Source organism: Serratia marcescens, from assembly GCF_001902635.1.
GTDB lineage: Bacteria > Pseudomonadota > Gammaproteobacteria > Enterobacterales > Enterobacteriaceae > Serratia > Serratia marcescens_F.
Genome location: NZ_MJAO01000007.1, coordinates 221,821 through 235,297, shown reverse-complemented (window position 1 = coordinate 235,297; position 13,477 = coordinate 221,821). Strand labels below are relative to the sequence as shown.

4 protein-coding genes are annotated in these 13,477 nt (G+C 57.6%); all 4 read right to left on the bottom strand.

Annotated features, from left to right (window positions below):
- The 4 genes from clbE to clbB are packed head-to-tail and all read right to left on the bottom strand — an operon-like array spanning position 1 to position 13,401.
- Positions 1-249 carry a colibactin biosynthesis aminomalonyl-acyl carrier protein ClbE gene (gene clbE, locus BHU62_RS09415; RefSeq protein WP_073531671.1) on the bottom strand — a complete coding sequence of 83 codons (249 nt, stop codon included), beginning with the start codon at positions 247-249 and terminating at the stop codon, positions 1-3.
- Positions 250-284: 35 nt separating this feature from the next.
- Positions 285-1,148: a colibactin biosynthesis dehydrogenase ClbD gene (gene clbD, locus BHU62_RS09410; protein ID WP_073531670.1), complete on the bottom strand. Its 864-nt coding sequence runs from the start codon at positions 1,146-1,148 to the stop codon at positions 285-287.
- Positions 1,149-1,157: 9 nt separating this feature from the next.
- Positions 1,158-3,749 (bottom strand): colibactin polyketide synthase ClbC, encoded by a 2,592-nt coding sequence (gene clbC / locus BHU62_RS09405; RefSeq protein ID WP_073531669.1) that lies wholly within the window; start codon positions 3,747-3,749, stop codon positions 1,158-1,160.
- A gap of 40 nt (positions 3,750-3,789) precedes the next feature.
- Complete coding sequence (clbB, locus tag BHU62_RS09400) at positions 3,790-13,401, bottom strand: colibactin hybrid non-ribosomal peptide synthetase/type I polyketide synthase ClbB (protein ID WP_073531668.1); 9,612 nt, start codon at positions 13,399-13,401, stop codon at positions 3,790-3,792.
- Positions 13,402-13,477 lie beyond the last annotated feature (76 nt).

Below are 13,477 nucleotides of genomic sequence, written 5' to 3'. Positions count from 1 at the left end.
TTACTCCAGGCAGGTTTGCCGCTGGATGAGCTCCACCATTTTATTAATGGTAGCAATCTGCTCTATTCTCAACTCACTCACTTCCAGCTCAACCTGAAAAGTCTTTTCGATAAAAAGAATAATTTGCACGGTAAATAACGAGTGCACGAGCCCAAGGGAAAAAATATCGTCATCGTCATTCAACGTATACCCACGTAATGAGCGGGAGAGAAATTGCCGAATGGCGGCCTTCATGTCTTGCGTTTCCATATTCATATCCTTATCAGATTAATTTGGAATAACTGCTAGTCGTGCGCCTGTTGGTAACGATAAAAACCCTGCCCCGATTTCGCGCCCAAATACCCGGCATCAACCATTTTATTTAACAAGAAACAGGGGCGATATTTGTCATCATTAAAACTTTTATACAGCACCTGCAACGATTGGAGAATCGTGTCCAGGCCAATCAAATCGGCGGTTTGCAGCGGTCCCATCTTGTGCCCGAAGCAGGTTTTAAACAGCGTGTCGATATCCTCGGCGCGAGCGACCTGCTCCTGTACCATAAATATGGCTTCGTTAACAAAAATCATCATGGCGCGATTAGTGACAAAACCCGGCGAATCATTGACCACAATGCCGGTTTTCCCCATCTGAGAAAATAAATGATGAAATATTTCCAGCGTGCGCTCAGAAGTATGCACGCCGCGGATTAATTCGACGGTATGCATCAGCGGAACAGGATTCATAAAGTGGACGCCGACCACACTCTCCGGATGCTGAATTAATTTTGACAACGCCGTGATAGAGATGGCGGAAGTATTAACACCGAACACTGTCGATTCGCCGCAGATGGTGTTCATCCTGGCGTACAGCGCGTTTTTTCTCTCGATATCCTCGGTGATATTCTCAATCACCAAGTCACATTCTGCAATGTCGTCCAACTCGGTGGTAAAACGGATATTCCCCATTATCTCCGCCGTACTGCGGGTGCTTTTTTTATGCTGCGGATGAAAATGATATAAGCGTAAATTTGCTTCAATCATCTGTCTGCATTTATCCAGTTGAGCCTGGGAAATATCCACAACGGTGGTTGATATGCCGTATTGCGCCATATTATGGGCGACGCCAGTTCCCATTACGCCTGCACCTATTACCGCCACATTCATCATTTCGCTCCTTTACTGACAGGCTGTTTCCAGGTTGTCTTCGCCCCCCAGTTGTGCCGCGATATGCGCGTAGATGCTGCGCGGATTGGGGGTTTCCATCAGGGCCAAAAGATCGATATGTACATTGAAATCGCGTTCTAAGCGGGAGGTCAGCTGCGTCACCAGCAGCGAGTGCCCGCCCAGTTCGAAAAAGTCGTCGTCCAACCCGACCGGCGCAATTTCCAGCAACTGCTCCATCAGCCCGATGATATGTTGCATGGCCGGCGACTGCGCAGCCACGAAAGGCACGCTTAACGCGGGACGTGCCTGATAAGGGCGGCGCGTTTCGGGTACCGCCACGGGCTGTGTCTCCTCGCTGGCCGTTGCCCGCGCAGGCAATGGGTAGTGGTTGCGTGCGAAGGGATACGCTGATGCGCTGCCGCGTTGCGGCAGCGGCGCGCCGTACCACGCGGCCCAATCAACATTGATGCCCGCACACCACAGCTGCGCCACGTAGCGCAGTACACCCGCGCGTTCGCCCGTTTCCGGCGGCAGCCTGACCCAGTTGGTACCGCGACAGCCCACGCCCTGCTCTCGGGTATCCGCCAACAGCGCTTCGCTCCAAAACCCTCTGTCGTCGCGCTGTGTATCGTTGATGGGATATCCCTGCCAGGCCAGCTTGTAGCCGGGGGTGGGTGCATGGCGTTCAGGAAGCGTGAGATGAAGCGCCTTTTGCTCCATTTCCCACAGCAGACGCAACACCTCTTGCGTCGCCATCACGCCGCTGGCTGCGGCGGCAGGCAAGAGGCCTGCTCCGGCACCCGACAACAGCGTCAAGGTCGGCAGCAGAGCCATCCAGGTTTTCAGCGCGGCTATAGCCTGGCAACCTCTGATCAGCAGGCTATCCGCCTGCGCCGCCCACGCTTCAGCGTGGCGATAAGCGGGCGGAATGCTCATGTCGTTGAGTAACGCCGTCAGGGCCGCCACTTCGCGTTGATAATGCGCCGAGTGCGCTAGCAAATGTGCATAGGCACCATCGCAGGTTGTACGCAGATCCGGGCAGTGCAGACCCCAGGGCGCGTCGGGCATCAGGGTATCCAGCGATTCCAGCACCGTCTGCGCGCCATCGCTTTCCACTTGTATCACTCGGCGGCAGTCAAACGCAGGTCTCGCCACTTGTTGCATGTAGGCCAACGTTGCTGCATCGAGGGTAGCCAGCAACGGGGCAAGCTGTTGCATCAGCGCATCCAACTGATCGTGAGAAGGCGCGGAGAGCGGAACAAACACCCGCGCGCGCACTTGGTCATCGCGCACCGTGGGATTCAGCCCTTCCAAAATCACATGCACATTGGTGCCGCCAATGCCAAAAGAGCTGACGCCAGCGCGGGGCGGCGTCTCCGATACGGGCCAGTCCTGCGGCTGCGTCGGGATATAAAACGGTGAATGTGCCAGGTCCAGCTTCGGGTTAGGCGTTCGGTAGTTGGCGAGCGGCGGGATAGTCCGGTGATAAAGCGCCAGCGCCGTCTTTATTAGCCCAGCCACGCCCGCCGCCGCGTGGGTGTGGCCGATGTTCGCTTTCACCGCCCCCAGCGCGCAGTAGTGGCGGCGCGAGGTGTCGAACGCCTCCGTCAACGCGGCGAACTCGATAGGATCGCCAATACGGGTGCCGGTACCATGGGTTTCAACGTAGCCAATACTTTCCGGGCTCACTTCTGCCAGATGACAGGCCGTGCGAATGACCGCCTTCTGCCCCTCATGGCCGGGCGCGGCAAAGCCGATTTTTTGCTTACCGTCGTTGTTGACCGCGCTGCCTCGGATCACGGCGTAGATGCGATCGCCCGCCGCCAGTGCATCCTCCAGGCGCCGAAGCACAACCACGCCCGCGCCGTCGCCAAACAAGGTGCCGGAAGCCTGACTGTCAAAAGGACGGCAGTGGCCGTCGGTGGCATGGATCATGCCCTGTTGACAGAAATAACCTGATTTTTGCGGTAAATCGATGGTAATTCCTCCCGCCAGCGCCAGATCGCATTCACCGAACAGCAAGCTGCGGCAGGCGATGTGCGTTGCACTCAGAGAAGTGGAACAGCTGGTGTAGAGGCTATACACCGGGCCGTTGAGATTAAGACTGTAGGCAATGAAATGGGCGATAAGATCTTTGTGGCCATAGATGCCGGACTCAAAGCGGTTCAGCGCATCGCCGTCAATCTGCGACAGCGAACGCCGAAGCCAATCCACATCCTCCGACGCCCCAAGGAAAACCCCGGTCAGCTGTTCGCCGGTGCGTTGGGCGTAGCCCGCATCTTCGAGCGCATGGTAGGCAACTTCATGCAGCACGCGAGATTTCGGATCCAGCGCCTGCGCCTCTTTGTGACTGTATCCGAAAAATGCGGCATCGAAGTCGCATACGCCCTCAATATAGGGTTTGGCTCGCACATAGGCAGGGTTGTCCAGCGTCGCCTGATCGATGCCCTCGGCCAGCAGCTCCTCCTGACTAAAAAGGGTGACGCACTCTTTACCCTGCACGATGTTTTGCCAGAATTCGTGCAACGTCCGGGACTGCGGAAAACGAACCGCCATGCCAATGATGGCGATCTCCATGCCGTTCATGTCGCTTGCGTATTCCATAAGCTTCATTACCTTTTTGCAGGGCGATGGCGCGCCCGGATTAATGCGAAGGCGTGCGGTTGCTCGCAGTATTTTTCGCAATTTGCAAAGCGCGTTTAGCCGCCTGATTCGCGCGCGCTGTCGTCTGTGCCGCAGGCGGCGACGGGGGCGCACCCGGCTCGTCCTCCGTCGGCTGGCAAAACGCCGCCAGTTGGCGCACGGTGGCGTGGTTGTACAGCGACATCACGCTCACTTGCGGATAGCGACGCGCCATCTGCCCACTCAGTTGCACCATATCAAGTGACGTTGCCCCTAATTCGGCGTAGTTGTCGTCGAGGCCCACGCTGGCCAGTCCCAGATACTCTTCCAGGATTTGGCAGAGCACGCGCTCCACCTCGCGCGTCGCGGGGCTGTATGCCACACCCATTTCTGGACGGGGCCGCTTTTTCACCGTCTGCAGAGCGATCGCATCGTCAGTGGCGGAAGATACGCCGCGGTCCACCCGGTTACCTCGCGCCAAGCGGTCGATCGCCCGTGGCGAGAGCAGCACTTGCGCCCACGGGCTACGGGTGTGCAGCAACGGCCACAACTGGCGCATCGCCTCGGCGTTACTCATGCTGAGCACATAGCCGCCGAGACGCCGTTCCGCCATCATGGCGTTCAGCCGGTCCATACCCGCCGCAGTGCGGTGCATTACCACCACCTTGCCGATATGTTGCGGCGTAGTCAGGGTGGCGAAAGCGCGTGCGACCTCGGGCAGCGGTACGGATTTGCACGGCAGGAGCGGCAACGTGTTGTCGTCGATCCAAGCGACAATCTGTTGCAGGTAGCGGCTAAAAGCGCCCTGCGCCGCGTGGAAATTAATCGGTATGAAGGTGCCACCTTGGGCGAAGAAACGCATCGGCAAAGCTCTGTCTTCCACGATGTCTTTGCTGCCCAGTTCAAGAAAACGGCCCAGCGGCGCCAGTAGAGCGAGGCTGGCGTCGAGCAGATGGCCAGTGAGGGAATTGAGGATCACATCCATCCCCTGCCCGTCCGATGCGGCCAGCAGACTGGCGGCGAACTGTTCGCTGTGCGAATCCGCCACGGCATGCACGCCCAATGAAAGCAGGTAATCGCGTTTCTGCGAGCTACCTGCTGTGGCATAGATCTGTGCGCCACGCTGTTTGGCAATATGGATCGCGGCCAAGCCAACGCCCCCCGCCGCGCTGTGGATCAACACCCGTTCTCCGGGTTGAAGGTTAGCGCGCACCACCAGCGCGTAATAGGCCGTGAGGTATGCGATGGGCAGCGCAGCCGCCTGTTCGATGCGGCAATGGGCCGGTTTTCTCACCACACAATCGCTTTCTACCCGCGCGTATTGCACAAAACCGCCGTTCAGCACCGCCATGACATCCTCACCCGGGGCGAATTCGGTGACATCTTTACCCACTCGGGTAATGCGTCCGGCGCATTCCAGTCCCAATTGCAGCGGCGCGTCCCCCGGCTGTTGCCGGAGCAGCCCCGTGGTGAACAGCACATCCTTAAAGTTCAGCCCGGTAGCCAGTACCTCAATCTCTACCTGTGAATCCCCCGGCGCCAGGCGCGGCGTCGGATACAGAGCCAGCGTACCTGCTCCCGATTCCTCAGAGGCCAGCCGCAATTGATAATTGTCGGCACTGGGCACGCGCAGTCGCGTGCCATCGTCGGCATCTTGCATGTGGATCTGTATCTTGCGCTTCACCAACGCCGCACACCGGGCAATCAGCTTGCCAGCTGTGTCGTAGAGCGTGAAGGCGTAGCTGTCACCCTCCTCATCGTGCCGATTGACGGTCAGCGCCACGTGTAAAGTGGTCGGCAACGGGCGGTACAGGCGTAAATCTTGATAGAGGAAGGGCACCGAATCGGTGTGAAAATCGGGCAGTTGTTCGACAACGCTGCTGGCGATGTCCAACAATGCCGGGTGCAGCGCGAGCGTATCATCGGCAGCAACCGTGGGCAGGGACAACGTGGCGAAAACGTGAGTCTGTGCAGTGTTGCAGTACAGCTGTTGCACGCTGTGCCAGCGCGGCCCGTAGTGGAAGTGCGTGCTCGATAATCCCTGTGCCGGAGGCGTGATGGCGTGCATCTCGCGCATCAGACTCGTGAGATCGTACGCGCCGTTCTCATCCGCAGTCAGGCGCGTCGCCCTGCCTTTGGCATGGGTGGTCAGCGTACCGCTATAGCGCTCTGCCATTGATTTCACCTCGACGCTCACCCCCGGCCCGTCAGGTAAAATGTCAACGAACACGTCAGCGCAGCCGTCGTCCATCACACTCAACGGGGCCAAAAAGACCAGTTCATCAATGCAGATTTGGTCTTGCGCAAGGTAGTGGCGCAGGGCTTCATGCGCCAGTGCCAGATAGCCGGTCCCCGGCAGTGTGGCAACACCGGATATCCGGTGTTCTTCCAGCAGCCAATCGGATGCGGGGGACAAGCGCGCATAGTAACTGGCGCCAGCACCTTGCCGTTTATAAGCCTGTAGCAGCGTTCCCGTCGTCAGTGGGCGCAAGCCTCGCAGGACATCGTATTCACTGCCGTTTATGGCATCCAGCAACATGCCCTGTTCACGCAATGCATCCCACCCGATGCTGAGCGCATTCACTCCGTAGCGGGTACGCAGTTGCTGTGCCAGCGCATCCAGATAGGCGCTGGCGGCGGCATAGCCTGTCTGGCCAATCTCCGCATTCACGGCAGCCAGCGAGTTACAAAACAACAACAACAGGCGCTCATCCAGCAAATTCCGTTGCGCTAACGCATGCAGCACGTTATCGGTGCCTTGTCCTTTCACCGCCAGCGTGTCGCGTAGCGCAGATTCGCTCAGTTGATGCAGTGTCAATGCGGTGGTGGCGTCGGCGGCAAAAATCACGCCATCCAAACGGCCATAACGTTCGAGTAGTGTCGCCAGACAAGCGTTAACCTCTTCCGCCTGCGTTACGTCACAGTGGATGACGTCTAATTCGGCCTGCTGCACCAGTTCGTGGCAATACCCGGCGCGACTGCTCAGCACCACGCGACACCCCTCACGCCGTGCAAGCGCTTCACCGATCACGCGACCAATGCCCTTTTCACCGCCGATGATCCACAACACACTGCCCGGCAGACATCCTGCCTGAGGAGGTAAATGCGCCAACAGCCGCGTCGGAGTAAAGCTCCGCAGGTAGGGCATGCCCTGCCTGAGCGCCATTACCGTTTCTTGCGGGGCCAAACGCCGACTGAGCAAGCTTAGGTTCTCGTCACTGCCCTGCGCATCAATGTCGATCAACCGCACTTCGGTTGGACGCAACTCTTGAGCCAGCACGTTTACGGCACCGGACAATGCCGCCAGCGCCGGGTCGGCGTTATCCTGTTCCAGTACGCGGAACGCACCCTGGGTCAGTACCGTCAGGGACGCCAGCAGCGGGGAGCCGTGCGCGCACCAGCGAGCAACGCGGTAGAGCCCCGCGAGCGACTGCGCCAGTGACGATCCCACCGCCGCACCGGGTGCATAGAGGCAATGCAATTGATGGTAGGTCTTGTTCGCCAAAAGCGCGCTGACGCCCTGGAAATGCGCAAGAATACGGTCGTTATCCCACACCTCATCCTCTGGCGACGTCGGCAGCGGCACGGTAATGCTGTCGATTCCATTGCTCGTCAGTTGCCTCTGTAGCTTGCCACCATCGGCGCTAATGATGAGCGTCAACGCGCCCGGCGCATAGAACGCATCGTGCGAGGGGGCGTCGTGTATCCGCCATAGCACACGTTGGAGCCACTCATCTTTTGGACGGCGCAGAGGATGGGGGTGCTGACGATAACCGGAGAGCGCAGCGCCATAACGATAGTAATACGCCTGTTCGAAGGGATAATCCGGCAACGGAATGTGCTTGCCGAGCGCCGACTGATTGAAGCGCCGCCAGTCGATATTCACGCCCTTGACCCATAGCGCGGCCAGCGCACGGTGCAGAACGTGTTCGTCATCGATCGCCGCATTGGCTTTACGTAACGTTGGCAGGGTCGGCTGGTCGCTATATTGGCCGTGTCCTTGAATAAAGGTAGAAAGCGATTTCCCCGGCCCACATTCGACAAACAGCGTGGGTTCCACCAGTAGCTGTGCCGCGCCTTCATTGAACAACACGGCGTTGCGCACCTGCTGCACCCAGTAGTCAGGCGAGGTGGCCTGCTCTACGGTGATCCAGGTGCCGCTTACGTTAGAGATAAAGCGTTTGTGCGGCGCGTGCAGCGGGATTTGACGCAGCAGTTGAGCGAAATCGTGCAACATCGGCGTCATCATGGCCGAGTGGAATGCGTGAGATGTTTTCAGGCGCGTGTGCTGTATCTCACCCTCGGCTAAGCGCGCGCTCAAGCTGGAAATGGCCGCCTGCTCGCCCGCGACCACGCAAAAGTGCGCGCTGTTATTCGCCGCCAGCTCAATACCCGGTTCCGTCTCCAGCCACGGGGTCAGTTGCTCGCGACTGAGGTAGACCGCCAACATGCGGCCGGGACGCATGGACTGCATCAAGCTTCCGCGCACCTCAATGACGCGCAGCGCATCCTCAAGGGTAAATACACCGGCGATGCAGGCGGCGACATATTCGCCCAGACTGTGGCCGATCATGCTATCCGGCGTAATCCCCAGGTCAATCAACGTGTTCGCCAAGCTGTATTCAACACAGAACAGCGCCGGTTGCGTGAACTGCGTCTGATCAATATCCCGTGTGTCCGCATCGTCAAACAGCAGCGCCTTGAAATCGACCATTGAATAGCGCTGTAAAGCAGCAAAACAGCGATCCATGTGCCGGCGAAACAAAGGCTGATGGGTATAGAGACCTTTAGCCATGCCACGATATTGGCTGCCTTGGCCGGGAAACATGAAGCAGATCTCCGCCGCCGCGCACCGGCCGCTGAAAGTGTCCGCCTGCAATACCGTGGTGCAAGAGAGATCGATTTTTGATCCTCGACTCACCAAATAGGCCCGCCGATAGTCAAAGGCCGTGCGTCCAGTTTGCAATGTATAAGCGACATCCGGCAGACGCACGCCCACCCCGTGCTTGACATATTCCAGCGTTGAGACCACGCGCGCGTCCAGCGCGGCGGGCGTTTTAGCGGAAAACAGCAACAGGTAGTCGTCGCGCACCCGCGCCGCTGAAGGGTCGCCCTCATGCTGATGCGCTTCCAGCGCGATGTTGGCATTAGTGCCGCCGATACCGAAGGCGCTCACCAATGCACGGCGCGGTCGCGTCGGTGGCCACGGTTGCGCTTGCGGGTTAACGTACAGTGCGGAACGCGACAGATCGATAGCGGGATTGAGTTGACGAAAGTGCGCCGTTGGCGGCAGCACCTGATGATGCAGGGCGAGCGTCGTTTTGATGACGCCCGCCACCCCCGCAGCCGAGTTGAGGTGACCGATGTTGCTTTTTAGCGCCGATACCGCACAAACTGGGGCCGATGCGGGGCCAAACACCTCATTGAGCGCCCGCAACTCGATAGGATCGCCCAGCATCGTGCCAGTGCCGTGCGCTTCCACCAATCCGATGCTGTCGCTATCAAAATCGGCACGGCGCAAGCTGGCGCGGATCACCGCCGTCTGCCCGGTCACGCTCGGCGCGGTATAGCCGATCTTGTTATTGCCATCATTGTTGACCGCAGAACCTTTTATCACCCCATAGATGCAGTCCCGATCCGCCAGCGCGTCATCCAGACGTTTCAGCAGCAGCATCCCCACGCCATCGCCGGTGACGGTGCCAGATGCTTGGCTATCGAAGGGACGACAGACGCCATCTCGCGCATTGATCATGCCTTCATGGTATTCATAGCCCCGGTAAGCCGGCATTTCGATGGAGACACCGCCCGCCAACGCCGCATCGCAATCCCGGTTACGCAGCGCGTTGCAGGCCTGATGGATTGCCACCGCCGAAGTGGAGCAGGCCGTGTCCAGCGTCACGGCGGGCCCCGTGAGGTTGAGCGCATGGGCAATCAACGCCGTGACGGCGTGGATATTCAGGATACTGGCCTTATACAGGGCGGTGGAGTCGGAGGTGTCTTGCATCACCGCATTGAGCCAGTGGGGCGATGTCAGCAACCCGGCATAAAGGCCAATCGCGCCGGTAAAAGTCACAGGATCGCACCCGGCGTGTTCCAGCGTTTGCCAGCAGCACTGATGCAATAGCCGAATTTGCGGATCCATACGCTCTGCGTCGTTGGGGGTATATCCAAAGAAATCCGGGTCAAACCATTCGTGGTCGTCAATAACCCCTTTGGCCTTTATGTAATTCGCTTGCTTGAGCTTCTCTGCCGCCAGGCCATGCGCACGCAATTCCTCATCGCTGAACAGGGTTAACCCTGATTCTCCGCCAGCGACCAGCGACCACAACGCCGCAATATTCGCCGCGCCGGGGAAGCGACCCGCCATCCCGACAATCGCCACCGGCATATCGCTGTAGGCAACAACGTGCGTTGGCGCCGCGTCCTCCGGCGGCACCGCAGTACTGAGAAAACGCGTGAGCGCCGCCAGAGTGGGATATTTAAAGAGATCGGTAATATCAATCTCTAGACCAAGTTGCCGCTTAACCTCCCCTTTCACCCTAATGGTATCCAGTGAGGTGCCGCCGAGCGCGAAAAAGGAGGCGTTGCCATCAATGTCTTGTCTATCGAGCACGCGTTGCCAGATGGCATGCAGCGCACGCCCCACTTCGCCATGCGCCACTGAAGTCGTGGCTGGCGCTGCATGGCACTGTGCGACTGGCAAGAGATGCCGCAACTGCGCCAGATTGGCCTTGCCGCTGTGACTTTTGGCAATCTCCGTCACCACCACCAATGATTCCGGGATGGCAAATGGCGGCAGTGTGTCAGCCAATTGTCCGCGTACTTCCGCCTCGTCATAGCCATCATTGACGCAGACCACCGCCGCAATATGCAGCGTATCGCGCACTCGGTGAGGAACCACCACCGCCTCGACAATGTCGGCGCACTCCAGCAAGCGTTGCTCGATCTCTCCGGTTTCGATTCGTTGTCCGTTGATCTTGATTTGACCATCTTTGCGGCCAAAACAGTCAACACAGCCATCATCCAGCAACCGGGCATAATCGCCGGTTTTGTACATCATGCCGCCGGGAATGAAAGGATCGGGGATAAAGACCGCTGCGCTCAGTGCCGGATTGTTCTGATAGCCGAGAGCGACCCCCTCTCCCCCCGCCACCAGTTCGCCGAGGGCACCGATGGGCAACAAATGCCCGTGGAGATCGGTAATGTAGAGCGAGGTGCCCGGCACAGCATGGCCAATCGGCACTCGGGCGGGTTGCGGTCCGTTGAAGCGGTATGCAGTGGTAAAGATGGTGTTTTCCGTCGGCCCGTAGCCGTTCGTCACCGCCAGATGCGGGTATTTCTGCATCACGTCGTTGATGTGCCGCGCGGATACTGCCTCGCCGCCCACCGTTATACGTTGTAGCAGACCGAAGAAATCGCCGCCTTCCGCCACATAGGTGTTAAACAAAGATGAGGTAAACCAGGCGCGCGTCACCTGTTCATGGGCGATCGTGCGGCGAATGCGATCAACATCGAGTAACGCCAATTTGCTGAGCAATACCAGCTTGCCGTGGTTGAGCAAGGTAGACCACATCTCAAACACCGAAACATCAAACTCGAACGGGCAGGTCAGCAGCGTTGTCTCGCTGGTCATCACCTTCAGCGGGCTGTCGCCTTGCATCAGGCGCAGCAAACTGCGGTGCGCCACCGCGATGCCCTTGGGCTTGCCCGTCGAACCCGATGAGTAAATCACATAAGCGCGAGAATCCGGCGTGATAGCCGGGAATTCCACTGGCGGCGCGGCGGGGAATGCACACAGATCACCCTGTGCAACCCGCAATGCGTCCAGTGATTTGCCATGCACCAGCAGCAGTGTCAAACCGCTGTCGTCAATAATTTCCTGCATCCGGCCCACAGGGTAGTCGGGACTCATGGGCACATAAGCGGCGCCGATCGTCATGATGGCGATGATGGCAACCACGGTGTTTACCTGGCGTTCGCTAATAACACCTACCGCATCGCCAACCGTAATGCCCTGCTGTACCAAATAGGCCGCAAGCCGTTCGGCCCTTGCTGCCAACTCACGATAGGTCAACGCGCACTGCTCATCCACCACGGCGATCTGCTCTGGCGAATCCGCAACAACCCGATGAAATTGTTCGATGACATGAGATTGGCTATCCCAATCCCTGCACGCCATGCGGTCCACATAGGGTTGAAGTGCCTGCGTCTGCTGGTGTGGGGTTAGGTTTACCAACGCGGCGATGGGCCGCAGCGGATCCTCCACCAGTTGTTCAAGCAGGTAACTCAGGTGCGTAAGCAACGCACGCGCCATGCCGTCGGTCAGGTAGCGGGTGGCGTAGGCGAGACTGAAACGGAATCCCTCCTGCTGGGTAACAGTCAAGGTCAGCGGGTAGTGAGTTTGTTCCTGTACGCCGAGATGGCGAATCGCCACGGACGACGTACCTGACAGCAAGGCCGCATCGACTGGATAATTCTCCAGTACCACCAAAGTATTAAAGAGGTCGCCGACCTGGCTCTCTTCCTGCGCCAGTCGCTGTATGTTGGCTAAGGCATCATGCTCACAGTCGTAGTGCGTCATTAATGTCTGATGCATACGCTGTACATGTTGCAACAGCGTTGCGCCATCATCGCGCAGGCGTAGCGGCAACGTGTTAATAAATAGCCCCAGCGTTTCTTCTATGCCGTCAATCGGCACGTTTCGCCCCGATACCGTCGCGCCGAACACCACATCGTCAGCATAACACCAGCGTTGTAGCATAATGCCCCACGCCACATAGAAGAACGGTGCGGGGGTGATACGGTGCTCGCTGCACAGGGCCTGTATTTTCTGACACACATCCGCCGATAGGGTGATCTCTGCTCGATGTTTTTGGTTCAAATAAGGATTATTCTCGGCCTCAGTGTCGGTATGAGGTTGTGCCAGTCGCGCGATGTTGGTTGGAGTTCCCCCTTGAAGATATTTAGCCCAATAGTCCCGTTGAAAGGTGTGTCGTCGGGCTGACAAAGCGTCTACAAGGAGTTTCAGGGATGAGGGGGAAATGGCACTGTCATCCCTCACACCACTAGCCACGGCAACGCCATAGAGTTGGAGCAACTGTGTCATAAAAAGGGATAAGCTCCAGCCGTCCATCACTATGTGGTGGTAAGAGAGGATAAAGGCACTCTCTTTCGCTGACTGAATAAGATAGGCGCGGAGCGGTATCGAATTTAAGGCGAAAGGATAACGTAGATCAGTCTGTAACAGTTGGGGGATTATGGCATCAATACCTTCATCCGGAGGGATCGAGATGATGCCTTCATTGAGTGGGCAACGTAATTCCCCCCCCTCACCGTTTAACACATATATTTCCGGCAACACATCCGTGTTCACCACCTGACAGGGATGCTCGTCAATATCCCAATGATATTCCGTGCGGAAACACTCATGCTTGCGAAATAGCGCTTCCAACGCCCACTGAAAGTGGACGCTTTCTACACACTGGGAAAAAATGCACGTAAATTGCTCATGATAGTTATGCTTCACCTCTTCGTTTAACGAATGGAATAAGAACCCTTGTTGACTAGGTGTTAACGGAAAGTGATTACGTATGACCTTGTCAGTGCACAGAGAATATCCAGAGGTGTTATCCATAACTCACTACCTTATTTATAATTCAAATATTTCAAGTGAATAATAACTACTGGGATTTATTACAACTAAACTTAAC

What these genes read in the sequence shown, in the direction of transcription:
- clbD (WP_073531670.1), bottom strand. Translation starts at nt 1,148, where the DNA reads ATGATGAATGTGGCGGTAATAGGTGCAGGCGTAATGGGAACTGGCGTC.
- clbC (WP_073531669.1), bottom strand. Translation starts at nt 3,749, where the DNA reads ATGGAATACGCAAGCGACATGAACGGCATGGAGATCGCCATCATTGGC.
- clbE (WP_073531671.1), bottom strand. Translation starts at nt 249, where the DNA reads ATGGAAACGCAAGACATGAAGGCCGCCATTCGGCAATTTCTCTCCCGC.
- clbB (WP_073531668.1), bottom strand. Translation starts at nt 13,401, where the DNA reads ATGGATAACACCTCTGGATATTCTCTGTGCACTGACAAGGTCATACGT.